Genomic DNA, 24,790 nt, shown 5'->3' on the forward strand with positions numbered 1-24,790 from the left:
TTGCACTTGCTTGCAGACTGCGGGAACTTCGGTAATGCGTGCGGGGAATCGAACGCAAAACTCAACCCTGAAACAGGTCGGGAAAGTCGCGCACGTTGGAGCTAGGCGGCGAGTGAAAACTTGCGTTCGACACTTAGCCGGGCGCGATTTGCCGGACCACCGTCGGCTCCCGCAGCAAAGTAGACAGTGAGCGGTGCCCATCGAATTCACGGTTCTGGCCGAAAGCGGCTATTGGAGCTCAGTTGCGACTTGAGATGACAGTGTATGTCAGATCGAGTCTGGGTTAGTACACTTTAGCGCCTCTGCTTCCTCCAGGCACCAAGCCCTGTTAGCGACTTTGTTCTGGCACGTCGCTCCCGCGGCCGGCGCTCCCGCTCCTTTTCTTCGCCAGACGCATTCAGAAAGTCATACATCGCCTGTAGCGCCTCCTTCTTCTCATCGAAGTACTCATAGAGGTTGTAGTGCCGCTTCTCCACACTCGACAGGCCATGAGACTGAAGCTCATCACGAAATTCTTTCGGCACCTTCAGCTTGGCCAGTAAGGTGGTCACGCCAGAACGCACTCGCTTCAGAGAAAAACCTTCGATGGAGTCTCCTACGACATTCTTGGCCCAGCGCCGCACAGTGGTCGCACTCAGGGGCGTACCTGGATTTACTGACAAAGCAAACTCGCCCTCTGCGCACCGCAACTCGTTGAGCGCAGTTTCAGCCGCCTCAATCAACGGAATGAGAATGAGGCGCACATTGCCCGAGCGTCCCTTGGTATCTTCCAAAACAACAGCGTTGGGGCGCACATCTTCATTCTTTAGCCGAAGCAGCTGTTCCAGTCGCTGGCCACCAAGCAAGAGGTGCAAACGCAGGAACGCCGACTCTCTGCCAGGGACGTTGATGACCTTCCAATACTCCCGCATCACCTCTGGCATCAGCGGGTTCTTGTCCACGCCATAGGAGTTCGGGATACTTGATACATCAGAAACCGGATTGATTTTGACGTTGAACGGAGCGTACCTTTTGGAAGCAGCCGGGTCGTTATTGATCTTCCTGGCCTGCTCATACGCCGCATGAAGATATGCCCTCACCTGCCTCGCAGTCGTTTTGTACCCCGCCTCCAAAACCTTGCGTAGCACGGTCGAAATCTGCTCGGTTGTCACCTGGTTAGCCTGAGTGGCGGCAATCTTGGGGAAGGCTACCTTCACGTTTTTGTGAAATGAATTCCTTGTATCCTTCGCCGTCGTTGGATTCCCTAGGCCGTCGACATACACGGCCATCAATTTCTCCAAGGTATAACCCTTAGCAACAGCAGCTAAGGCCTCTGCTTCTTGTTTCGCCGCTACTTCTGCTTTCGCCTGCTGCAAGAGTCCCCGCAGGCCGCCTTCATCGCGAGCCTCATAGTGCCGAGCTGCCAAAGCAGCCGCCGCAAAACGAGCAGCAGAAAGTGAGTAACCTTGCTTTGTAGGATTGACACTCTTGGGCGGAGCGAGCTTGTCATATAGACCGATCTGCACTCGATCCGGCTTACCGTCGTGAGTGAATCTATAATAAAAAGTGATCCCGTCTTTGGCTGCCTTTCTAATCTCAAGACTACCGCGTGGCGACACCGACTCAATCCGCAAAAATTGCCTCGGTTTAATCGTCTCAATCGCGGTTTTTAACGTCATCTGTTTTTTCATCTAGCTGATCTCGTGCACAGTTTTGTGCACAGTTTATCGCAAGATGGAATAAAACTATAGCAGACACCAATAGACAATAAATCCTTATTAATCAATAGTTTATAATTTTAGGATTGTCTAAAAAAGTCCAGGAAAGTCCAGGATTGCCACTCTCAAAATCCCCCGCCGCAAGGCGTGCCGGTTCGATTCCGGCCCCGGGCACCACTTAAAAATCCCTAGTATTTACAAGCATCTAGCGCGATTTTTAGTCTTTCCCTAGCACTAGGGGATTTTCCAATTTTGTGAGCCAGGTACAGTTTCGGGACAGTGGCGAAGCGCCGAGCGTACTTCCGGAGCTTCTGCACACACATGGCTACTATCGTTAAGACCCCCTCTGGTACCTGGAAAGCCGTCATTCGCAAGACCGGCTGGCCAACCTCGTCCAAAACATTTCGCACCAAACGTGACGCCGAAGACTGGGCGCGTCGCACCGAAGACGAAATGGTGCGCGGCGTCTACATTCAGCGCGCCCCTGGCGAGCGCATGACGCTTGGGTCCGCCCTGACACGCTACCTGCGCGAAGTCACGCCCACCAAACGCGAATCCACACGGGCGTCCGAAATTAAAAAAGCCCAGCCGCTGCTCAAGCACCTCGGCAAATACTCGCTCGCTGCCCTCAGCGCCGATATCGTCGCGCAGTACCGCGACATCCGACTGGCAGGCGATCCCGACGAAAACGGCAAGCTGGTACCGCGCAGCAACAACACCGTGCGCCTGGAGCTGGCGCTACTCAGCCACCTATTCACCATCGCCATCAAAGAATGGGGCTTGGGCCTGCCCTTCAATCCCGTATCGCAGATTCGTCGCCCGGCTCCCGGCGCAGGCCGCAATCGTCGGCTGACTCCCGCAGAAAACAAACGGCTGCTAGCAGCCGTCGATGCCTACTCCAACCCGATGTTCAGCTGGATCGTGCGCATCGCCCTGGAAACCGGTATGCGGCTCTCCGAGATCGGTGGCCTGCGCCTGGGCCAAGTAGACCTGCAAAAACGCGTCGTGCGCCTGGATATCACCAAGAACTCATCGCCACGCACCGTACCGCTCACCAAAGCGGCGACAGCGGCGTTTCAGGCTGCCATGGATAACCCCACTCGACCGCCTGAAACCGATCTGGTGTTCTTTGGTGAACCGGGGCGCGATGGCGTGCGACGGCCGTATCTATTCGACAAGGCGTGGACGGATGCGAAGAAAGAGGTGGGGCTGACGGACTTCCGGTTTCATGACTTGAGGCATGAAGCGGTGAGTCGGTTGGTAGAAGCGGGATTATCCGATCAGGAAGTCGCGGCGATCAGCGGGCATAAAAGTATGCAAATGCTGAAGCGGTATACGCACTTGCGGGCGGAGGATTTAGTAGGGAAGTTGGATAAGCTAGATATAGACCAGCATACAAGCGAGTTTTAGCACGGCCAGTCCTCCCTCTCTTGCACTGTTCGACAGCACCATAGCAACGGTTAGCACTACGATCGCTCTGGCCTATCTGCAATGTGGTTCAATAGGCTGACAGGAGGGGCAAATGCCAGACTATGCACAATACCAAGCCGAAATCAAAGCCGATATCGCTGAAACCTTGCAACGATTACAGTGCCAGCCAATTTTATTCATTGGCAGCGGATTTTCACTGCGATATGCAAATGGACCGAATTGGGAAGATCTATTAACACTACTTGCCAATGAATGCCCAAAAATCGAAAGAGACTTTGCTTATTTCAAGCAAAAATATGGTGGCGACCTTACCAAAGTTGGATCACATTTCGCAGAGGAGTATTTTGAATGGGCCTGGAGCAAGGAGGGTAGAAAAAAATTCCCCGACAACCTTTTTCAAGCCTCCATTCCTAGAAATGCATACATAAAGCATAAGGCTGCGAAAATATTAGAATCGTTGCAGATTAACGAAAAAAACCCAGCCTTAAGAGCAGAACTTACATCCCTTAGAAAATTAGGCCCACATGCAGTAATAACAACAAACTATGATTCCTTATTAGAATCAATATTTCCGCAATATGAAGTTGTGGTAGGCCAAAGCGTATTCCGGCACTCATCACTCGTAGTCGGTGAAATTTTTAAGATTCATGGATCAGTCACTAAACCAGAATCAATAATAATAACTAGCGAAGACTACGATTCATTCAACGCTGACAAAAAATACTTAAGCGCAAAGTTATTAACATATTTTGCAGAGCACCCGCTGCTTTTCATTGGCTATAGCGCCACAGATCAGAACATAAAGAATATTCTCTATGATATGAGCCGTATGTTTTCGCACACATCCGGCTTGATACCAAATATGTATATATTACAGTGGGATGGTTCGATAACTAAGAGTTCGATGCCTGCCAAGGAATATGTATTAGACGTTGGCGAAAACATCAACGTACGAATAAAAAGTATTTCTGCAGATAGTTTTGAATGGATTTACGAAGCCTTTGGAGCCGGAGGAACAATGGAACGAGTTGACCTGAAGGCACTTAGATCCCTAGCCCACAGAATGCACAACCTGATACGAACAGATATTCCAACCAAGAATATTCAGGTGAATTATGAAGCGCTAGAAAATGCAATATCAAATGGGGAGGAATTCGGCAAGTTGTTCGGCGTAACTAACCTTGGCGATCCAAGCACTGCCAATGCCAACCATCCATACACGGCCAGCCAACTAGCAGAACGCATTGGCGTTTCGCACTGGTATTACGCCAACAAATTGATAGCTCAAATACAATCTGAAACCGGTTTCAACATGAAGGGATTTGACAACATTTATCATGTAGATATAAAAACCGGTCAAGCTGCGAATAGTCGAACAAGAAAATACTCAGATGCAGCCGTATCTCTATTAAAAAAAGTACACGAAGGAATTCCCTGCGAAATCCCTGAAAGCGTAATTTCAGCTCAACCATCACAAAAAACAAAGGCTAAAACTGTCACTCCCAAGAAAAAATAACGTTTCTCAAAAGAAAAATTAATTGGTGCCCGAGGCCAGAATCGAACTGGCACGCCTTGCGACGGGGGATTTTCTTACCACTTCGGCTTTCGCCGCCGTCGCTCTACAAGCAACGTTCGTGGTCTGGAGCACGCCTTCACCTTAGCCTTTCAGCCGTAGGTGCCCGCCGTCTACTCTCTACACCTTCCTGGCGTTCAATCACCAGGCTTGGCTCGGTATTAGCTCGGATCATAATCCAGGGCCTTCGCCGAGTTTGACGGGCTTCACCTCATGGGTTTCCCCTTGAGGGCTCAAATTGATCTGAGTCCCCTGCGTCTACCAATTTCACCACTCGGGCACACGGCGAGAATGTAGCATCAGGGCCCAGTCAAAATCAAACAATTCGCAAAAAATACCCATTAAAAACAAAGAGTTCAGAAATCAACCGAACTCTAGCGAAGATAATCCAACACGTTTTCTTGAACCGCGCAGCACCCCACAGACATAGCACCGTGCCATAGTCCCCAATGTACGGAAAGCAGCGCCGAAGGCGGGTCAGAAACGCCTGAGAATCAAGCCATCGCCCCTCGCATCAGTTCAACGCTGCTGATAATCAGAAAAATATCCGTACATTAGGGGCCAGCCCACTTGGGCTTGCGACTACCTGTTGCGGCAGCAACCGCAGGCCTCGCAGAGCAAGATTCCGTTGAGTCTCAGGCGAATAAGGCTGGTGTTGTAGCCAGAAAGCGCATAGCGCTGTATGACTACAACACACATCTTGCCATCTCTACTCACGCGAAAACACGCGATGAAACGCGATGCAAAACCATTGACGCCTTGAATCGCGTTGTTATGCATAGAATCCCGCTGAATTGCATTCAGTCGCGTGAAGTTGCCTTGAATCGCATTTGCTTGCCTTTACCAACCGACGTCAGATGAGATCATCACGAATTTTGTTTGGGCGATGCGCTAACACGGGTGCTACGCTCTTTTCATTACTCCGGGATGTAGGGCTGGATGATGAAGGCCTCACCAAGGCCTTTAAATGGCCCTCAGAGCCCTGCAAACGGTTTTCCTGACCCCTGACATACCGTGCGACGTAACGCGTGAACTGGCTGTAGCTCATGACGTTTAGAACGTCGCTGTGCGCGTCGTAGATGGCAGCCAAGGTATGCCCCGCATCAAACAGGCGGCGTATCTCCTCCTGACGAGCGAGAAAAGCCACACGAGCGACTCCGCGATGCTGTTTGCTCATTTCATGTCTCGATCAGGTCCGCGATGCTGTCGATCGCTCTTTTTTTGGTGCTGTCGATCTACCTCAGCACGGATACGCGCCTTAAAAGCCCCCATGCTCTCCCCGGGCAGGGCATTGAGTTTGAGTAAACGCCCTGCCGCCATAACCCCCTCATCGCTTTCCCACCAACCTGGCGGCAGCGTTTGGCCTATTTCCTTTGTAAAAGGAAATACCACCCCCACCCCCACCCCCTCCCCCGGTCGGGGTATTGATTTATAAGCACTTTTTGCAATTGTGGATAACTTACGGCTCTTTATGCGGTCTAAAGATGTCCACAGGGCTCCCCTCGCGCTGGGAGTACTGAAGTTCAACCAGCGGGGCCAAGACAGCACAAAAATCTCCCCGGTTTCATTATCGAGTGCGACGAGTTTGCGGCGCTCAAACTCGCACAGTGCTTCCTCCAGCACGGCAACCGGCAAAGACAGGTCCGCCGCCGCCCGAGGGCGTGGCAGGAAGTAGCAGCCGCAAGCACTGGCATCTGGCGAAAAGAAAAGATAGGCACCAATGAGCTTCTGATCCGGCAACAAATTACTGATCGCGGGCCATGCCAGCAGGTTGCATGGTACTGCCCGGGTATCCACCGCACTCATACAGCCGCTCCAGGAGCCTCCAGGCCCGTGCGCACCCCTTTACCCACCTGTCGCTGCGTTAACGCGCTAGAAGCCGTCTGAGGGTCTTCTGCGTGGCAAAGGTAGGACGCGATATCCGTTGTGCGGAAATACACCCGCCGTCCGATCTTCACGCGGGCCTCGCAGATTCTCAGCGCATACGGCTGCGAAGTCCGCAACGCGACCCGCAAACCGTCAGCACTACGGTGCAACAGCTCGGCCAACTGCTGCAAGCTGAGCAGCGGCCCGTACTTTTGATGCAGATTGTTTTCCAAAGCTTGCTGGCTGTACGCATTGTTCATTCTGAATCCTTTCGGTGTAGTTCGATAGGTATAGAAGTTACGCGTAAGCACCGGCCTTGAAAGACCTACAATATGACAGTAAGGTTGACGAACGTCGGGTGGCGCCACATCGAAAAGACATGACACCAAAAGAGACTACAAAAATCATCGTGTGGGAAGGTTGCCCAAGCGTCGTCGCGGCCGCTGTGCATCGTTTCGAACAAGCCTGCACGCCCTCATACACCACGGCTTTACGCCGCTACTCGATCTGGAGCCTGGTGCGTGTGCATATGGACGCTCCGGTCGCAGAGGCATTGCAAGCATTGAAGCTGCCCAACCTGTTGGGCCACTCGTTCTCGCGTTGGCTAGAGCTGGGCTGCGAACGTGGAGAAAGGGTGCGACTCGAACGGCTCAGCAAAAACATACGAGCCTTGCAACGCGCCTTCAAGGCTGAGTTTCATCCTGGCCTACATGCCTTACTGGATACGTTGTGCGAAGTGGGCTTTTTTGTCCTGTCACGCAAACCTCGAATATCCGTTGGCGTGCCCAAAGAAAGAGCCTCCCAAGCCGTCAACTATGGCCGCCGTCAGTCATCCGACTATCCCTTTTGCGAGTTATGCTGGAAGCACTCCATGCGTGCCGTGGTAGAAGAAAAGGCAAAGAAAAAATCCACAGGCACGCGTGCGCCGCTGGCCGAAATAATACGTTTTAGCAGCCGTTTTTGTGCCGACCATAACCCCTCCGATCCCACTTCACGCTATCGCGTAGACCATCGCTATCGGCAACGATTTCAAGATGAGGTAAAACGACAGTGGGGACTGATGAGACGCAAGCAAACGCCCTGGACTCACACCCCCGATGAATGGGAAGTCCGCATGCAAGCGTACGGATTGGCGCGAGTACCCGACGAAACACGAGCCGATGCAATGCGCCGCATGGCCGCGCAAGGTACACCAAGAAAAAACATCGCCGAACACTTCGGCGTCAGCCGCCAAGCGGTGCACAAAGCACTCAAGCATGTTTGAATCGGTGAGAAGGAGAAACCCACATGCCACCCAAAGTACATCCTGGCGAGCTTATCAAGATGGACGTCATGGAGCCGCTGGGGCTGGATTTAGAAACGGCTGCGGGGCTGTTTGGTGTACAGCCAGAGGTATTGGCTGTGGTTATCGCGGGGCAGCGCGCTGTCACTCAGGAACTTGCTGCTGGGCTTGCGAGGCAAGGGCATGGCACTGAGCGGATGTGGTTGGCATTACAGAAAGCGTTTGATGCACGGCCTTAGAAACCCAAAACTCACGAGTCACGCCTAATTTATAACCGCTATAAAACTGAACAAATTTTCGTGGCCGGCCAGAAGCAGCCGAACCCGTATTTCGATTGAGTAACCACTAGATATCGGTAGCAACCAGGATTAAGGGAGCGACCTAAGCTAGACACCAGGCCCCTTGAATCGCTTATGGCTGCGATGTCTCGCGATTGCGTCCGTCTGGCACGAGGCACCCATCTCGGCGAATGACTCCCGTCATTAGACGGTCTTTTTCTGCATGTCGGCAATGAGTTCTGGCCCTGAAGACTCGGAGAACGAATCGCGCTTTAATGTAAGTGCGTCAATCATCGTTTGGTTTGTTAACAGGAAGTTATCCAGCAACGTATACCAGTTGAGTACGAAACGCTTCATGCGCTCGTCGTCGCTGACTAGACCAGGCAATCCCTTCGCGACCTGACCTTGCATGCGGCTGCGAATCTCCGTATCCGTCACGGATATCTTGCGTCCGATCAGAATGAGTTCGAAGTGCATCGCGTCGCTGCCAAACTCTGCATGTTTCTTGATGAGCTGCGCGTAGCCATCGAGCTGTTGGAGATGCTTGTAGTTAAGCGCGATACTTGGTCTCTTGATTTCCACCACGATACAACGATAAATCTTGCGGCCCATCGAATCGTGATGCAGAACCTTGCGGGCGAGGAACAAATCTGTCTGCTTGTTCGCACCCTCGATGGCTCTAGCCTCATTCTCTTCTAAATCGTCTAAAGCGATGTCGTTGATCCCCTTGACTGCGTCGCGAAGCGACTTGGCTATTTTGGTGAACGTGTCCTCCTCAGCTCCCAGAGTCTCGTAAGAACTACCGAACAGCCATGTGTTGGCCTCGATGATGCCCTGCAAATCTGGCGTCTCAAGCGTGTCCAAATAGTGGTCGTTCATCAGAGTCCGCAGCTTGTCGGCCACCTCGTGTCTATGGCGGAGGACTTCAATCGCTGAAACGATGCTTTGCAGCGTCACGCTCTTGAGTTGCTTGGCGAACAATTTAGTCGAAGCGTCGTCGAGCTCCAGCACGCTGTTAAGCACCTCGAAGATAGCGTCGTTCTCATTAGATACCGCCAGCTTGTCAAGGAGTCGCACGACAATCTTCTTCTGGCTCTTCTTGAGCGACTTCAATGCCGTCGGATCAGCGGTGTAGATGGCTCGTAAGATATTCTTAGTGTTCTCGAACCGCCACTTCTTATAGTCCTCTGTCAAGCCCGCATAGCTCGGAAAAACGCCATCGGCGACGTAGCCTTCAATCTCTCGCTCGGCCTGTCTCCGTAGAAAGTCCTCATACACAGACTTGGTAATCTTGTTAAGTTCACGCGCCACTTTTCGCCATATCTCGGACTCAAAGCCTGTGGCGTCTGGGCTATCCAGATCCCCTCCGCTCGGTTTGAAAGTGTCAACCCACTTTGAACCGACGTAGATGCTGGTATGAAAGCTTCCCTTGTGATTGAAGGTACTCAGTTTCTTATCGACTGTCTTGCCAGAAGAGTTCAAGAGGTAAACATAGGACTTCTCAGAGCCTGGCTTTTGCTCCCAACGAAGGACCGACACGTCGAACTCATAGTCGTCAAGAGAGAGTTTTTGCTGAATTAGGTCGTGCGACGGCACCACCACTTCATCACCATTAAGGCGGAGCCTCTTCGCAGGGTTAAGCGCGAGAAACCAGCCGAACTCCACAGAGAGTAGATTGTGAAGTACCCCAGTGGTCGGCAATCCTGTATGTAGGTTAAGCAGTTCCACCGTTGTTCCAGTCTTACCTGCATCCAACCCTCCAAGAAATGCGGACGGCTCCACTGACCGGCCCTCATAGTTCGTGAGCGCCGCACCGTTCACCTCGATCCGAGCGGGCCCCGACCCGACTGCATTCGTCCACCAAATGGCCCGTTCGGCGAGTCTGTGAAAAGACAGCCTGCCACGTCCATGTGAACCATGCATCGTTACGTCATCCTTCTTACTGGAGTCGTTGAATCGACCAAACGTTTCGCTATGCGTTTCGAGCTGGATGCCTTCGCCGTCATCGGCAACTGCCACTCGCACCGCACTACCCATCGCCCCTTCCTCAACCCACACGTCGACATTGGACGCCTTGGCATCGAAGCCGTTCCATGCCAGCTCGGCAATTGCGCGCCACGGATCTGTGGTCCGAAAATGCTTTTTGATCCCCTCCCCGTTAATCTCCGTCTTTCCTGAGATTTGTCGAATCGCCATGTTAAATCCCTGAGTTGGTCATTTCATCCGCACGAGAAGCGGTCGAGTTCAGCATTCTGCTCACTAGCCTCGATCGCCGCGACGATGAAAGCCAATTCGTTGATCAGCAGCGTCCAGTCGTGATTGACAACACTGACTTGCCGTTCAAAAGTTTTGCCGGGAAAGGTAGCTAGTAATTAGTAATTGTATCCAGGGCATCGTGCGTCATGTCAAACAACGACAACAACGCCGGCACGAGCTCTTTACCAGATCGAAATGCTGCACAGATACGCGCCGATGAAAGAGGCCGTGAGCGTCGTACTGACGCTGCTAACGAACCGTCATAACACGCTCTTTCCTCCATAGTAGGTAAAAACACAGGTCCCAACCGTATTACGACTACTACTTTGGGTCGAAAGCCGTCGTTCCGCCACACCACAGCTACCACAAACGCTAGTTGACCTATACCCTGGCTGTACCGAACCCACACTTCGGTACAGTACAAGTACACACATCAGTTCCTGCCGATTTCGCTAAAATACGATAAGCAAATGATTTAAAACTACTTTCCACTACCCCAAGCTACGCTCGGTTTCGTACCACTTCCCTAGACCAGCACCTTAAATCACCGACTCAAAATCCCCCGCCTAAACAAACACCCATCCCCTCCCTCCCGGCAGTTAGTTTCCTTACCCCCTGAGTTAACCCCCCCCCTCAGCGATCTCCCCCTTCCAGGCCGGCTCTGTGAAAAAGTAATAATCTTTAAAAAAAGAGCAGTGGGTTGGGGTGATACGGTTTCGGTTATTTCTTATGCTGGCCTTCTCATCTCAATGAACCAGGAACTCGTACACTAGTGGTCTTTAGCGTCACAGGGTTTACTGCTTAAGACTGGCAATTCTCGTGTGTCTCTTTAGCCCTTCCTCTTATTTGGACTCAGCGCATGGCCGGTCGTGACAGGAGAATAAAGCTGCAATGAACCGTTGGATTCCGCCGCGACAGGCGTCATTGGAGTCTGGGAATGGCTCCGCTCTGGAGGTGTTCTGGGCCTTCCTGAAATTAGGCCTGACTTCGTTCGGCGGCCCTATTGCCCATCTTGGGTATTTCCGTGCGGAGTTCGTCGAGCGCCGGCGCTGGCTGGACGATCGCAGCTACTCTGATCTGGTGGCCTTGTGTCAGTTTCTGCCGGGTCCGGCCAGCAGTCAGGTGGGGATGGCGATTGGCTTGGGGCGGGCTGGCTGGATGGGTTTGCTGGCTGCCTGGACGGGGTTTACCTTGCCGTCCGCGATTGCCTTGATTCTGTTCGCCTTGGGTTTGGCCGGGCAGCAGGGGATCGCGCAGTCCCCGTGGGTTCATGGGCTCAAAATTGTAGCGGTGGCCATTGTGGCTCAGGCGGTGCTGGGTATGGCCCGTTCCTTATGTCCTGATCGGGGCAGGGCGGGGTTGGCGATTCTGGCCGCTTTGCTCAGTCTCTTGCTGCCTTCTGCGTTCGGACAGGTGCTGGCGATTGCGGTCACGGGCTTGTTGGCCTGGTGGAGGCTGGATTCTGTGCAGGCCGGTGCTATGCAGGCCCATTCGTATCCAGTGTCACGTACGGTCGGGACGGCGGCGTTGGTGCTCTTTGCGGGTCTGTTGATGGTTTTACCGGTGTGGGCAGCAGTCAGTGCTTCGTCCACGGCGCAACTACTGGAAGGGGTGTACCGTTCCGGGGCTTTGGTGTTTGGTGGTGGGCACGTGGTGTTGCCTTTGCTGCAGGCTGCGGTCGTACCCAGTGGGCTCGTCAGTAATGCCGATTTGATGGTGGGGTATGGCGCTGCCCAAGCAGTTCCAGGGCCATTGTTTACCTTTGCGGCTTATATCGGCGCGATGGCTCAAGGCCCCTTGCACGGGTGGCTGGGCGGGCTGGTCTTGTTGGGGGTTATTTTTGTTCCGGCCTCGCTGATTCTGATCGGGGTCTTGCCTTTTTGGCAGGGTTTGCGACACAGGGCGGGGATTCGCACGGCGATGGCCGGGGTGAATGCGGGTGTAGTGGGCATTTTGGGCGTGGCTCTGTATGACCCGGTGTGGACCAGTGCCATTCATACTCGGGCGGATTTTGGGCTGGCTTTACTCTTGTTTGGTTTGCTGACAGTAGGGCGTGTGCCGCCCGCCCTGGTTGTGCTTCTGGCGGGGCTGGGGGCATCGTTGCTGGCCGTGTTCTGATAGAGCTTAACTGGGGTCGCGGCAAGCTTGCTTCACACCCGCCTCGGGCGGGCCGAACGGGCTAAAAGTCGCCCTGCGGTCAGTCTTGTTCTGAGAGCAGGGACAACAATTTCGCGGTTTGGGAACGCTTTGTGCTAGGTATCCATCGCTTGTCGCCGTTGCGACAGGCTAAACCGACTGGAGGATCTCATGGACAGCACTCACTCACGCGCAAGCAAACATTTAATGGACTGGCTGCGGGACGCGCATGCGATGGAAGAACAAGCTGAAACAATGTTGAACAGCATGCTCTCGCGTGTCGAGCATTATCCCGAACTGCATCAGCGCATTCAGCAGCATATTGAAGAAACCCGGACTCAGCAGAGCTTGGTGCGTCAGTGCATTGAGCGGCGCGGTGGTGACACATCCCTGCTCAAGGATCTGGGCGGCAAGGTCATGGCAACCTTTCAGGGGTTTTCGGGGATGTTTGCGTCTGACGAGGTGGTCAAGGGCTGCATGTTCAGTTTTGCCTTTGAGAGTCTTGAAATTGCCGCCTACAGCCAGATCAAGGAAGCGGCTGACTATTTGGGGGACGTCGAGACGGCCGCCGTTTGCCAACAGATTCTGGAGCAGGAACGTGCCATGGCCCATTGGCTGGAAGTGCATTCCCCTGAGTTGGTACGGGTCTTTCTGGCTCGGGCCGATGAGGGCCACCCCCAGGCAAAGCGTTGACACACGACAAAGGAGGCGAGCGGCGCCCGGTTTGCTGGTCTGGCTGGGCGGGGGTGATGCAAATTTGCCATAGATACGCTGCTTGCCTGAATTTGCCTGCAAAACCTGATTGTTGGAGGCTTATATGAATACATCACGCCAAGATCGCCGGGCATTGCCAACGCAACCCGAGGCCCCAGAACCCAGCCGTGAATCTCAAGCGGATATTGCAAGGCGGGTGCAGGAAGATTTGAAAGAAGTAAATAAGCAGAGTCAGGACAGGACACCAAGCAAAACGGGTGATCAGAAGGCGACCCAGTTTGACGGCTCTCCCAAGCCAAAGCCTGACCCTAGCCCCAACTGGTTCAAACCAAAAGATGATACCCCTGCCATTTTGCCCAAGCGCCACGGGCCCAAGAACCCCGACTGAGATTCCCGGCTAGCCCTTGACTGGATAAACGCAGCCTAGGGGGGCTGTAGGGCAAGGGGCAGGGTGACATTCCAAGCCGTGGCTGCACAGATAAGGCGAAATGCTGGGGCCTTCACTGTGCCGCTGTGGCCTGGCGTGTCGGTTGGCGGGCCTTGTTTCGCCGCCCCAAGTAAGCCTTGGCGTGAAATAATCTCTTGAAAAAACAGGCATATTGCCGGGTTTGCGTGCAAACTTCCGGGAAAGTGTCATGTCACATACAACGATGAGACAGTCAGACCTTTCTGTGGTGCCAAGAAAGGGGCTGGAGTTGACCGCTATGCAGGGCCTGTGCGGCCCTACTTGAAAGGGCAGCAATGAGCAGCAAAACCATTATCATCCGCCAGACCGGCATGCAGTTTGACGCTCAGGAAGGGCAAAACATTCTGCAGGCAGCGTTGGAGAACGGGATCGTCTATCCCTACGGCTGTCGTCAGGGCCGCTGCGGTGGCTGCAAGACCCGTTTGGTGCAGGGACAGGTGGACCTGCTGGATTACTCCCGTTTTGCCCTGACGGAAGCTCAAAGCGCGCGCGGCTTGATTCTGGCTTGCCGGGCCATCCCACGCAGCGATGTCACGCTGGACTGGATAGGGACCGATGACGTCCGGGGACAGGTCCCCCTGCGTCAGGTCGAGGGCACAGTCGTCACGCTGGAGGCGTTGACCCACGATATACGGCGTGTTCGCATTCGTCTGGCCGACGAGCAGCCCCTGATGTTTTTTGCCGGTCAATATGCTGATATCAAGTTCGGGCAGGCGCCAGCGCGTAGTTACTGCATGGCTAATCGACCGGGGGAGGCGGAGCTGGAGTTTCATATCCGTCGTGTCCCCGGCGGGGTGGCCTCTGCGTATGTGCATACCGTGCTTGAGCCTGGCGAGCGGGTGACGCTGGAATTGCCCAAGGGAACGTCGTATTTGCGTGAGGGGCATGGTGGGCCCATGCTATGTATCGCAGGGGGAGCAGGTCTGGCTCCCATTAAATCGATTGTGGAGACAGCGCTGGCCAGTGGCATGAGCCAGGCGATTCATGTGTATTTTGGTGTCCGTGAAGGGCGGGATTTGTACGGGCTTGAGGAGTTCCGAGCCTTGGCGCGCGACTATCCCACGCTGCTTTTCACACCGGTCGTCTCGGGGATACCGGTCGCACACTGTAGTCGGGGCCTGGTGACCGATATTGCAGGCAGTGAACAAGCGGATTTGCGGGGTTGGAAGGTCTATGTGGCGGGCTCCCCGACGCTGGTCGACGCTACCATTGGCATGGCGCTCAAGCGTGGCCTGAAGATTCAGGATCTGCATGCGCAAATCTATGTGACCCCCTAGGAGATTTGCGTGTGAACCCGAGCATGGCGTTCCGTCTCGCAAGAGGAGGGAGGAACGCTATGATTCAAGCCTGGGCTTAACCTTCACTGTTGTAAAACCGTATTTTTCAAACCGATCATCATGTCCTTTGTGCTTGCTGGCCTGACGCTGCGCCCCTTGAGTGAAACCGAATTGAATTGGGTGTGGTCCATTGATCGCAGCGAGCAAATTGAGGCCTTGTATGAATGGCGCGAAGGCGTGCTGCACAAACAAGAGGTGGTGATAGATCTGCGTGGCTGGCCAGAAGGCGATCCCGAGAAATACCATCCGGAACACGAGGAGGCCTTTCATCGCGGTGCCTGGTTTATGGGGGTCTTCAAGGATGACCGTCTGGTGGCCGCGGTGGGTTTGGACCGTTTGCCTCTGGGCCCGCAAGGCGATTGGCGTCAGCTTTTCTTCCTGCATGTCAGCCAGGCGCTGCGTGGGCAAGGCATGGGGGCCTGCTTGTTGGATCACGCCAAGAAACAGGCGATCCTGTGGGGGGCGAAGGCGGTCTATGTCTCGGCCACGCCTTCAGTCAATACCGTGGACTTTTATAGGGCGCAGGGCTTTGTGATCGCACCCGAGCCGGACCCACGTTTGTTTGCGCTGGACCCCGAGGATATCCACCTGCTTTGCCATCTGGCTACCTGACGGAGCTCGACGGCGCGACCCCCGCCATCAAGCCCCGGCACACTCCTTCAGATAACCACGTTATAAGCAGCACGAACGCGTGTGCTGACTATAGCGCCACGTCCCGTGGGAGTGAGGCCTTCCAGAAGCGGGCATTTAGTCGTGTTTGCCGGCGCAGCATGCACTCCACCATTTACGGCGCGACGTATGACCGATACCGGGGTTGAACGTGTTGGTAGGGTCCAGTTCGCGGTAGAAACCCGCCAGTGCAGGTTTGGCGACGTACAGGTGGCCCACATTGTGCTCGGCTGGGTATTCAGCCTGACGCTCATCCAGTAGTTTCCACATACGGTGTTCCATCTCCAGAGGCGCCACGCCTTTTTTGATGATGTAGTCCTGATGGAACACGTGGCACAGGAAATGACCGTAATAGAGTTTGTGGACGATATCTTTCTCCATATCGTCGGGCAGTTGCTCTACCCATTCCCGGTCGTTGCGGCGCAAGGCAATATCCAGCGCCACAATGTCCTCCACGCTGTTGGGATGGGATTCGCGGTAGCGGATGGCGGCACCGGCGATCGCAAAGCGGTGCAAAAAGGCTTTGCGGCCTTCTTCGGCATCACACTCAAAATACGCGCCCTGCGTGCTGTCGCCAAATTGTTGCTGTAGATAATCGCGGGTGGCCTGGGCGGTGTCGTTGGAGACGCGTAGCAGCAGATGATGCTCGAAACGGTCACGCCATTGCCGCATCCGTGCGGGCAGGTGACTGGGCAGACGATTCATGACAGCCTGAATCACACGATCGGTGACGCCGCGCCAGCCAAAGCGTTCAAAAAAGCCGTCGATACGACTTTTCATCGCAAAGGCGGAGGGCACTTTGGCAGTCCCAAAGCGGTCGATGAGCAGGAACGTATCTTTACCGTACTGCTCACCAATATCGTAAGCGGTGCGATGGATGTATTCGCCCGCAATGGGCAGGCGTGGCAACTGGGTCAGCAGGTGTCGGCGGACAGCCGTCAGCTCATCCGGCTCATTGGTGCCAATGTAGAACACCGTACTGGCTTCTTTGGGAAAGGTATCCAGACGCACGGCAAAAATGCACAGCTTGCCCGCTGAGCCCGAGGCTTCGTACAGGCGGGAGGGGTCAGCATTGAAACGGGCAGGAGTTTGGGCATCCACGTCGCGTACGTCGTCGGCGTAACGGGGATCGCTGGCCTTGCGTTGCGGATCGTTGAGGATGTCGGCAGCACGGTAGTTGCCCTGTTCCAGGCGGCTCAGGATTTCTTCGGGCGTGTCGCCCAGATGGATACCCAGGTGATTGACCAGTTGCAGACTGCCATCGTCCCGCACTTGGGCGTACAGGGTCAATTCCGTGTAGGCGGGTCCACGGCGTACCAAGGCACCGCCGGAGTTGTTGCAGACCCCGCCCAGCACAGAGGCGCCGATACAGGAGGAACCAATGACCGAATGGGGCTCGCGCCCCAGGGGGGCCAGTGTCTGTTCCAGACGATCCAGCGTGGCGCCGGGCAGGCAGACAACCTGTTCGCCATCGTTAATGACCTGTATACCTTGCAGGCGCATGGTGTTCATCAGCACGATGTCGCGGTCGTAGTCGTCGCCGTCGGGGGTGGAGCCCCCGGTCAGGCCCGTGTTGGCCGCCTGCATGATCACGATGCAGTCCGCGGCGACGGCTGCTTGCAGGCTGCGCCACTGCTCCAGCAGCGTTCCGGGCCGAACCACGGCCAGTACCTTGCCTTCACCTGTGCGGTGGCCCTTGCGATAGCGGCGCGTGCTGCGATCGTCGGTCAGGACGTGTGCCTGGCCGACAATAGAGCGCAGTTGCTGCAGCAGATCCGTGCGGATGGAGGAAGCGGTCATTATCAAGGCTCCCGGACAAGCAGCTCGGAGGTGATCTGAGAGATGCTGCTGACGCTGGTCAGCGTCATGGCGACGCGGATTTCTTTTTCAATCAGGCCCAGCAGGTGGTCGACGCCGGATTGTCCGGCGGCGGCCAGTGCATAGATGTAGGCGCGTCCCAGCATGGCGGCATCGGCACCCAGGGCAATCATGCGCACTACGTCCAGACCACTGCGGATACCGGAGTCCGCCAGAATCTTGATCTGGCCTTTGACAGCATCGGCAATGGCCGGCAGGGCGCGGGCCGAGGACAGGACGCCGTCAAGCTGGCGGCCACCGTGGTTCGAGACGATGATCCCATCCGCTCCAAAGCGCACGGCGTCGCGGGCATCATCCGGGTCCAGGATGCCTTTGATCAGCATGGGGCCTTTCCAGAATTCACGGATCCACTCCAGGTCCTTCCAGGAGATGGACGGGTCAAAGTTGGCGCCCAAGTAACCCATATAGTCTTCCAGGCCCGTGGGTTTGCCCAGGTAGCGCGAGATATTGCCCAAATCGTGCGGACGACCCAGCAAACCTACATCCCAGGCCCAGCGCGGATGCATGACGGCCTGAGCGTAGCGGCGCAGGGCGGCGTTGGGGCCGCTCATGCCCGAGTGTGCGTCACGGTAGCGCGCGCCGGGTACGGGCATATCCACGGTAAAGACCAAGGTGCTGCAACCGGCAGCCTGGGCGCGTTCCAGTGCATTGCGCATGAAGCCACGGTCTTTCAGCACGTAGAGCTGAAACCACATGGGTCGGCTAAGACGAGGCGCCACTTCTTCGATCGGGCACACGGATACGCTGGACATGGTAAAGGGAATACCGCGTGCATCGGCGGCCCGGGCAGCCTGAACTTCTCCCCGGCGTGCGTACATACCCGTCAGTCCGACCGGAGACAGAGCCACCGGCATGGACAATTTTTCGCCAAACAGATCAATGCTGGTGTCCAGCTGGCTCATGTCTTTGAGGACGCGCTGGCGTAGGGCGACCTCCGCCAGATCGTCCACATTGCGGCGCAGGGTGTGCTCGGCATAGGCGCCGCCATCGATGTAGTGGAACAAAAAGGGAGGCAGCCGTTTTTGGGCGGCACGCCGGTAGTCGGTCGAGGAGGAAATAATCATGGCAAGATGGGGTCGGGTAAGACGGAGGGAGAGGTCTGCAAGCGCGCGGCACGTTCGCGGCGGGCGAGGTTTTCGTCCGCCTGAAGAAGCGTGTTGCGTACGTAGCCTAGATGTTCGTTCACGACATGGCGCGCATGGGCCGCGTCGCCATCGATAATGGCCTTGACCAGGGCTTCGTGCTGGGCGGTCAGGTGGGTGAGTGTTTCGGGACTGTCATGGACGAACATGATGATGTCGCGGTTTTGTGTCACGCTGCTCAGCACCAGATCGAACAGTCCGCGCATGACCTGAACCAGAACCAGATTGTGCGAGGCTTCGGCGACGGCCAGATGGAATTGGGCATCGGCCCGGGCCGACAGATCGGTATCGCCGCTTTGCTGGTAGCGGATCATCTGCTCAAAACATTGCAGGATCTTGCTCTTGTCCTCGGGCGAGGCGCGCAAGGCAGCGTGCCAGGTCGTGCTGCTCTCCAGTGCGATACGGGCTTCCAGTACGTCGTATCGGTATTGCGGATCGGACAGCATCAAGGCGGCCAGCGGGTCCACCGAACGCTGGGTCCACTGCGGCGTTTGAGAGGTCAGGTAAGTACCTGATCCGACCTGACTGCGCAAAATGCCTTGGCTGGTCAGTTGCTGAATGGCCTCGCGCAAGGAGGCGCGAGATACGTTCAATTGGGCTGCCAACGTGCGTTCGGCGGGCAAACGTTGCCCCGCTTTGAAATCGCTGGACTGAATGAGCGCCAGCAATTGTTGGGCAACGTGATCAGAGAGGCGCATAGTTCTTGAGGTACCGAAAAGATAAATCTGCAAGGCACGAGTCTACGGCCTTGCAGATGAAGGATGAGGGCGGGCCCTTAGGGGATCATCCAAGGTAACACATAGGCTTGCAGGGTGGTCAGCAGGCCAATCAGAACGGCGAAGATCAGGCTGTGTTTGACGGTGAAGCGGAACAGGTCGGACTCCTTGCCAGCCAGGCCGACGGCGGCGCAGGCAATGGCAATGGACTGGGGAGAAATCATCTTGCCGGTCACGCCACCCGTGGTATTGGCCGCAACCATCAGCACTTCAGGCAAACCCAGTTGCTGGGCCGTGGTGGCTTGCAAAGCACCAAACAGGGCGTTGGCCGAGGTATCGGAACCGGTCAGAAACACGCCAATCCAGCCCAGGAAAGGGGAGAAGAAGGTGAAGGCTTTGCCGGTGTGGGCCAGGGCCAGGGCCAAAGTAGCCGACAAGCCGGAATAGTTGGCGATAAAAGCAAAGGCCAGCACCATGCCGATCGAGTAAATGGGAACGGCCAGTTCCTTGAAGGTTTCACCCAGTGTTTCCACTGCTTTGGCGGGCTTCATGCGCAGAAAAAGAATGGTCAGCAAGGCGGCAATCAAAATGGCTGTGCCGGTAGCCGAGAGCCAGTTAAAGGCATAGACCGCGCCATAAGGAGTAGCCGAGGCGACGACGGGAGGGGCTTTTTCGACCAGATTGTGCAGGAAAGGCACAGGAATGTTCACAATGGTCGAGGCCAGCGGACCGTTGGCGGCAAACAGTACTTTAAAAGGCTGCACGCTCCAGATCGTGACCATGACGGTCAGGATGATGAAGGGCGACCAGGCTTTGATGATGCGACCGGTGGTCAGCGGCAGAGTAGCTTGTTGGGCCACATCGCTCTGGACCGGTGTAGCTTCTTGCTCGTCAAAGCGGAAGATGCGCTTGGGCTGCCATACCTTCAGGAACAAGGTCAGGGCTACCAGGGAAACCAGGGCCGAGGTAATGTCGGGCAGTTCGGGGCCAATGTAGTTGGCCGTCAGGAACTGCACCAAGGCAAAGGAGCCGCCGCCGACCAGCACGGCAGGCCAGGTTTCTTTGATGCCGCGCCAGCCGTCCATGATGGCCATCAGCCAGAACAGCACAATGATGGTCATAAAGGGCAGTTGGCGACCGGCCATTTGTCCAATATGGAAGGGATCAATGCCCGAGACCTGGCCAGCCACAATGATGGGAATGCCCATGGCGCCAAAGGCTACGGGAGCCGTATTGGCAATCAGACACAGACCAGCAGCGTACAAGGGGCGGAAACCCAGACCGGCCAACAGGGCTGCGGTAATGGCGACGGGAGCGCCGAAGCCGGCCGCGCCTTCCAGAAACGCCCCGAAGCAAAAACCGACCAGAATCAGCTGCAGGCGCTGGTCAGGGGTGATGGACAGGATAGAGGCACGAATAATGTCGAACTGTCCGGTTTTTACCGAAATCTTGTACAGGAATACGGCTGCCACAATGATCCACGCGATGGGCCACAGTCCGTAAAAAAAGCCATAGACCACCGAAGCGAAGGCGGTGGAGACGGGCATGCGATAGAAAAACAGGGCTACGCCCAGTGCCAGCAGCACGGTAATGGTGCCTGCCTGATAGCCCTTCATGCGCAACTTGGTCAGGGCCAGGAAAAAAAAGATGATGGGAATAAGGGCGATCAGGGCCGACAGCCAGATATTGCCGGTGGGATCGTATTGCTGCAGCCACGCTTGTTGCATGTTCTTCTATCTCCGCAGGAGCAAAGGGGGGGGGGCGCTTGTAGAGGAAGCGTACCAGTAGGTCGCCAAATTGGTCTGACCATTAAAGATGTGGTCAAGAGTAGAACGCATTGTATCCAAAGGGTAATTTGATTGAACGTCAGTGTTTACCCTAATAATTTAAAACTCAATGTCTTTTTCTATCAATAATTGGTCTGACCAATTTAAGGGCGGCAGTGGTGTGTGAAGGAGGTCAACGCTAGCGTTCCTAGCGTGGCTTCATAGGGGAAAAAGGGCGTTTTGTGCAGAAGAAGACACTGGTCGCCATACTGGACTACCAGGGACACTATCGTCTGTTTGCGTTGGGAGGGGCCGGAGTCTGCGTGTCCTTTTGACCGTGGCTAATACGTGTTTTCCCGTCTAGTGGGAGTGGGGTTTTGATATGACAATGTTTTTATTGTCATAACAATAACGATGGAACAAGAGCCAGTCAGTGAAAGACCCACATTGTCATTCCAGCAGCATCTTGGTGGAGCGCCCGGCACAGGTCGCTTTTGAAATCATGTCCGATGGCCTCCTGCAAGGTCAGTGGGCTTGGGGCAGTGCGAATCGTAGCGAAGTGGAACCGGGCTTGTTCAAGGGAACCTCGGTCTTTAGCGGTCAGGAAACCTATGTGCGTCTGAATGTGGATGCAGCGCGTTTGCAGGTGGATTACGACGTGGGGGCCAGCAAAGAGGTGATGCAGTTTCGCAATATGTCGCGTGTCATTCCCGGCGAGGTGCTCAAGCTGGGGGCGGATAAATGTGTAGTGAGCTTGCTCACCTGGCGCCTGGCCACGCAAAGCGATGCCGCCTGGGAGCAGATCTGTTGCGTCCACGAAGCCGAGATGTTTCTGATTAAAGGGCTCTTGGAGCGCGAGTAACAAGGTGGTTTGCAGGCAGGGAAAGCCAGGAGAGACGGCTGAACACAGCAGGGTGAATACCGCAGGTGGGTGGGGCCAGCCGCACATGGCCATCAATGGGGATGAAATTACGCAGTGAGTACAAAACCGCTCTACGAACAGCTTGCTGACAAGCTGACCCGCTATATCCAGGACGGTCGCTTAAAGCCGGGCGACCGTTTGCCCACGGAAGCCGAGCTGGGGGAAATGTTTGGTGTCAGCCGCATTACGGTACGGCAGGGTCTGGCAATCCTGACCCGTAATGGCCTGATCGAGCGCTTTCCCAGCCGTGGCTCCTTTGTGCTGGAGCGCAAGAATACAGGTTCCTGGGAGCTGAACTCCCTCAATGATCTGGTCCAGCTGGGCAAGGACACCAGTACCAAGGTTGCCCGGTGGGAATTGGTCGCCCCTCCGGCGGAGATTGCCGAATTCTTTGCGTCCGACGAGCCGGTGTATAAGCTGCAAGCGGTGCGCTACAAGTCTGCCGTGCCGCTTTATTTTGCAGAAAACTACGTGCTGCGCTCGATTGGCGAACGTCTTGGGCAACAGGATCTGGAAACCCGCACCATGGTGGAGATGCTGACCTCTGTGCTGAATGTGCCCATCAAGCATGCGCAAGAAGAGATCAGCATGGCCGATGCCTCAGCGGAGATGGCCAAGCAGTTGTGGATCAAGGAAAACCAGGCAGTGATCGTGCAGCGTATCGACTTGTTCGATGTCGATGACAAACCGGTACAAAGTGGCAAGGGCTGGTGGCGCAGCGAGCATTTCAAACGCCGCTTCACGCTCAATTACCTCTGAGTGCAAGCGTTGGCTTTATGCCAGCCCGTGCCGCGAAGGCGGTTACACCGGCAAGCGTTGCCCCTTGGCTTTGATGCAGGACAGCACAATCTGTGAATGGATTTTGGTGACACCGCGCAGGGTATTGAGCTTGTGAACGACAAAGTTGGAGAAAGTCTCGAAATTGCGCGTGCGGATGTGCAGCATGTAGTTGGCCTGACCCGTCACGATGTAGGCATGCAGGACTTCATCCATGGTGGCCAGTGCTTTGCTCAGGTACTGGTGTTCGCTTTCATTGAGCTGGGCGATATTCACTTCTACAAAGGCTTCAATGGCAAAACCCAGTTTGCTGGCGCTCAAGTTGGCGCTGTAGTTTTCAATGAGTCCTTCCTGCTCCAGGATTTTCACGCGTCGGTGGCAGGAGGAAGGGGAAAGGGCCACCAGATCAGCCAGTTCTTGGTTGCTGAGTCTGCCGTTATCCTGCAAAAGACGCAGGATTTTAAGGTCTGTCTCGTCTAGTCTCATGTTTTAGAATTATCTTCGAAAAGAGTTTTTAAAAAACGATTTTTCTTCCAAATTTAATCATAATGTTCGTCACTTTGGAATAATTTGCCAGAGCCTCGATGCTAGACTAAATGACGTAAAAAGCAGAATCGAGGAGCATGAACATGATTACCTTGCAGCAATGCGAGCAGTGGGATCAGGCCGACGAACTGGCTGGCTTCAAAGCCAGGTTTGATCTGCCACCCAACACGATTTATCTGGATGGAAATTCCTTGGGCGCCATGCCCCGACACGCGATGGAGCGTGCGCAGCAAGTGATTGCCCAGGAATGGCGTACCGACTTGATCAACAGCTGGAACAAGGCAGGCTGGTGGACCTTGCCTGTGCGCCTGGGCGATCAGATGTCTTCGCTGATCGGTGCTGGTCAGGGCGAAACCATCGTGAGTGACAGTACCTCGGTCAATCTGTTCAAGGTTCTGGCTGCGGCTGTCAATTTGCAAAAAGAGCGTCATCCGCAAAAGAAAGTCATCTTGGCCGAGCGCGACTCTTTTCCAACGGATCTGTACATCATTGAAGGGTTTAACGCCTTTTTTGGTAAAGACTATAGGCTGGAACTGATTGATGAGCCGGCCGATCTGAAAACCGCCATCAATGACGAAACTGCCGTGGTGGTCTTGTCCCATGTGAATTATCGTACCGGCTATCTGCACGATATGCAGGCCACTAACCGTCTGGCACATGAGCACCATGCGCTGGTGATCTGGGACTTGTGCCACTCGGCGGGCGCCTTGCCCATCGAGCTCAAAGCCAGCGGTTCTGATTTTGCCATTGGCTGCACCTACAAGTATTTGAACGCCGGTCCTGGCGCACCGGCCCTGTTGTGGGTGAATCCCGAGCTGCTCGACAAGATCAGTCAACCTTTGTCGGGTTGGTGGGGGCACAAGCATCCTTTTGCCATGAGCCCCTCTTATGAGGCGGCCAGCGGGATCGAGCGTTTCTTGTGCGGTACCCAGCCTATTGTGTCCCTGAGCCTGGTTGCCTGTGGCGTGGACGTTTTCTTGCAAACCGATTTGCAGGCCGTGCGTCGTAAATCCCTGGCCTTGACTGATCTGTTCATCCGTCTGGTCGAGCAGGAATGTGCCGAGTTTGGCTTGCGCCTGATCACGCCCCGCGATCATCATTTCCGCGGCAGTCATGTCAGTTTTGCGCATGAGCAAGGTTACGCCGTTGTTCAGGCCCTGATTGCACGGGGTGTGATTGGCGACTATCGCGAACCTGAAGTGATGCGATTTGGCATTACCCCTTTGTATCTGTCTTTTGTGGATATCTGGCAGGCCGTCCAGCATCTCAAGGCGGTGCTGACGGACAGGGAATGGGACAAGCCGGCCTACAAAACCCGCTCCAAGGTGACTTGATCGC

General features: G+C 55.1%; 21 protein-coding genes. 11 read left to right on the forward strand and 10 right to left on the reverse strand.

Annotated features, from left to right (window positions below; genetic code table 11):
• Nucleotides 1–293: 293 nt before the first annotated feature.
• Entirely contained in the window at nucleotides 294–1,670 is a 1,377-nt protein-coding gene (locus RSQ48_RS02145; protein WP_415302100.1) for a tyrosine-type recombinase/integrase, read from the reverse strand.
• Between the two features lie 348 nt (nucleotides 1,671–2,018).
• Between RSQ48_RS02145 and RSQ48_RS02150 the strand changes: the two genes are divergently transcribed.
• Nucleotides 2,019–3,107 (forward strand): site-specific integrase, encoded by a 1,089-nt coding sequence (locus RSQ48_RS02150; RefSeq protein WP_415302101.1) that lies wholly within the window; start codon nucleotides 2,019–2,021, stop codon nucleotides 3,105–3,107.
• 112 nt (nucleotides 3,108–3,219) lie between these two features.
• The gene (locus RSQ48_RS02155) at nucleotides 3,220–4,644 is read left to right on the forward strand and encodes an SIR2 family protein (protein ID WP_415302102.1); all 1,425 of its coding nucleotides are present in this window, start codon (nucleotides 3,220–3,222) and stop codon (nucleotides 4,642–4,644) included.
• A gap of 910 nt (nucleotides 4,645–5,554) precedes the next feature.
• On the opposite strand, the gene RSQ48_RS02160 is transcribed toward RSQ48_RS02155, so the two are convergent.
• From RSQ48_RS02160 to RSQ48_RS02170, 3 genes are read right to left on the reverse strand one after another with little or no spacing between them, the layout of a single operon-like run.
• The gene (locus RSQ48_RS02160; RefSeq protein ID WP_415302103.1) at nucleotides 5,555–5,878 is read right to left on the reverse strand and encodes a TraK family protein; all 324 of its coding nucleotides are present in this window, start codon (nucleotides 5,876–5,878) and stop codon (nucleotides 5,555–5,557) included.
• Nucleotides 5,875–6,507 (reverse strand): hypothetical protein, encoded by a 633-nt coding sequence (locus tag RSQ48_RS02165; RefSeq protein ID WP_415302104.1) that lies wholly within the window; start codon nucleotides 6,505–6,507, stop codon nucleotides 5,875–5,877. Before RSQ48_RS02165 ends, RSQ48_RS02160 begins: the two co-directional genes overlap by 4 nt.
• Nucleotides 6,504–6,827 carry a hypothetical protein gene (locus tag RSQ48_RS02170; protein WP_415302105.1) on the reverse strand — a complete coding sequence of 108 codons (324 nt, stop codon included), beginning with the start codon at nucleotides 6,825–6,827 and terminating at the stop codon, nucleotides 6,504–6,506. The genes RSQ48_RS02165 and RSQ48_RS02170 overlap by 4 nt, the downstream gene beginning before the upstream one ends.
• A 56-nt stretch (nucleotides 6,828–6,883) precedes the next feature.
• On the opposite strand from RSQ48_RS02170, the gene RSQ48_RS02175 reads away from it, so the two are divergent.
• On the forward strand, nucleotides 6,884–7,831 hold the full coding sequence (locus RSQ48_RS02175; protein ID WP_415302106.1) for a helix-turn-helix domain-containing protein: 948 nt from the start codon (nucleotides 6,884–6,886) through the stop codon (nucleotides 7,829–7,831).
• Between the two features lie 23 nt (nucleotides 7,832–7,854).
• Nucleotides 7,855–8,088 carry a HigA family addiction module antitoxin gene (locus RSQ48_RS02180; protein ID WP_415302107.1) on the forward strand — a complete coding sequence of 78 codons (234 nt, stop codon included), beginning with the start codon at nucleotides 7,855–7,857 and terminating at the stop codon, nucleotides 8,086–8,088.
• Nucleotides 8,089–8,331: 243 nt separating this feature from the next.
• Here RSQ48_RS02180 and RSQ48_RS02185 read toward each other — a convergent pair whose 3' ends face one another.
• Nucleotides 8,332–10,323: an ATP-binding protein gene (locus tag RSQ48_RS02185; RefSeq protein ID WP_415302108.1), complete on the reverse strand. Its 1,992-nt coding sequence runs from the start codon at nucleotides 10,321–10,323 to the stop codon at nucleotides 8,332–8,334.
• A gap of 951 nt (nucleotides 10,324–11,274) precedes the next feature.
• Here RSQ48_RS02185 and chrA point away from each other — a divergent pair.
• From chrA to RSQ48_RS02205, 4 genes are all read left to right on the forward strand, one after another.
• Entirely contained in the window at nucleotides 11,275–12,501 is a 1,227-nt protein-coding gene (gene chrA / locus RSQ48_RS02190; protein WP_415302109.1) for a chromate efflux transporter, read from the forward strand.
• A 189-nt stretch (nucleotides 12,502–12,690) separates the two neighbouring features.
• Nucleotides 12,691–13,212: a ferritin-like domain-containing protein gene (locus RSQ48_RS02195; protein ID WP_415302110.1), complete on the forward strand. Its 522-nt coding sequence runs from the start codon at nucleotides 12,691–12,693 to the stop codon at nucleotides 13,210–13,212.
• 762 nt (nucleotides 13,213–13,974) lie between these two features.
• Nucleotides 13,975–14,976: a 2Fe-2S iron-sulfur cluster-binding protein gene (locus RSQ48_RS02200; RefSeq protein WP_131071245.1), complete on the forward strand. Its 1,002-nt coding sequence runs from the start codon at nucleotides 13,975–13,977 to the stop codon at nucleotides 14,974–14,976.
• A gap of 120 nt (nucleotides 14,977–15,096) precedes the next feature.
• The gene (locus RSQ48_RS02205; RefSeq protein WP_415302111.1) at nucleotides 15,097–15,648 is read left to right on the forward strand and encodes a GNAT family N-acetyltransferase; all 552 of its coding nucleotides are present in this window, start codon (nucleotides 15,097–15,099) and stop codon (nucleotides 15,646–15,648) included.
• A 135-nt stretch (nucleotides 15,649–15,783) separates the two neighbouring features.
• Here the strand turns inward: RSQ48_RS02205 and dld are convergent, their stop codons facing one another.
• The 4 genes from dld to lldP form a co-directional block, all read right to left on the reverse strand.
• Nucleotides 15,784–17,505, reverse strand: coding sequence for a D-lactate dehydrogenase (dld, locus tag RSQ48_RS02210; RefSeq protein ID WP_059318532.1), 1,722 nt, complete (start codon nucleotides 17,503–17,505; stop codon nucleotides 15,784–15,786).
• Between the two features lie 2 nt (nucleotides 17,506–17,507).
• The gene (gene lldD, locus RSQ48_RS02215; RefSeq protein ID WP_003804027.1) at nucleotides 17,508–18,647 is read right to left on the reverse strand and encodes an FMN-dependent L-lactate dehydrogenase LldD; all 1,140 of its coding nucleotides are present in this window, start codon (nucleotides 18,645–18,647) and stop codon (nucleotides 17,508–17,510) included.
• Nucleotides 18,644–19,423: a transcriptional regulator LldR gene (gene lldR / locus RSQ48_RS02220; protein WP_059318533.1), complete on the reverse strand. Its 780-nt coding sequence runs from the start codon at nucleotides 19,421–19,423 to the stop codon at nucleotides 18,644–18,646. The genes lldD and lldR overlap by 4 nt, the downstream gene beginning before the upstream one ends.
• A gap of 77 nt (nucleotides 19,424–19,500) precedes the next feature.
• Nucleotides 19,501–21,168 carry an L-lactate permease gene (gene lldP, locus RSQ48_RS02225; RefSeq protein ID WP_003804023.1) on the reverse strand — a complete coding sequence of 556 codons (1,668 nt, stop codon included), beginning with the start codon at nucleotides 21,166–21,168 and terminating at the stop codon, nucleotides 19,501–19,503.
• 472 nt (nucleotides 21,169–21,640) lie between these two features.
• Between lldP and RSQ48_RS02230 the strand changes: the two genes are divergently transcribed.
• Entirely contained in the window at nucleotides 21,641–22,069 is a 429-nt protein-coding gene (locus RSQ48_RS02230; protein ID WP_131071248.1) for a hypothetical protein, read from the forward strand.
• Nucleotides 22,070–22,183: 114 nt separating this feature from the next.
• Nucleotides 22,184–22,888, forward strand: coding sequence for a GntR family transcriptional regulator (locus tag RSQ48_RS02235; protein WP_219235580.1), 705 nt, complete (start codon nucleotides 22,184–22,186; stop codon nucleotides 22,886–22,888).
• A gap of 42 nt (nucleotides 22,889–22,930) precedes the next feature.
• Here the strand turns inward: RSQ48_RS02235 and RSQ48_RS02240 are convergent, their stop codons facing one another.
• Nucleotides 22,931–23,392: an Lrp/AsnC family transcriptional regulator gene (locus RSQ48_RS02240; protein WP_003804018.1), complete on the reverse strand. Its 462-nt coding sequence runs from the start codon at nucleotides 23,390–23,392 to the stop codon at nucleotides 22,931–22,933.
• A 143-nt stretch (nucleotides 23,393–23,535) separates the two neighbouring features.
• Here RSQ48_RS02240 and kynU point away from each other — a divergent pair, with 143 nt between their 5' ends.
• Nucleotides 23,536–24,786 carry a kynureninase gene (gene kynU / locus RSQ48_RS02245; protein ID WP_003804016.1) on the forward strand — a complete coding sequence of 417 codons (1,251 nt, stop codon included), beginning with the start codon at nucleotides 23,536–23,538 and terminating at the stop codon, nucleotides 24,784–24,786.
• The last annotated feature ends 4 nt before the right edge of the window (nucleotides 24,787–24,790 follow it).

The sequence above is a fragment of the Alcaligenes sp. SJTW-7 genome, assembly GCF_047716895.1.
Classification (GTDB): domain Bacteria; phylum Pseudomonadota; class Gammaproteobacteria; order Burkholderiales; family Burkholderiaceae_B; genus Alcaligenes; species Alcaligenes ammonioxydans.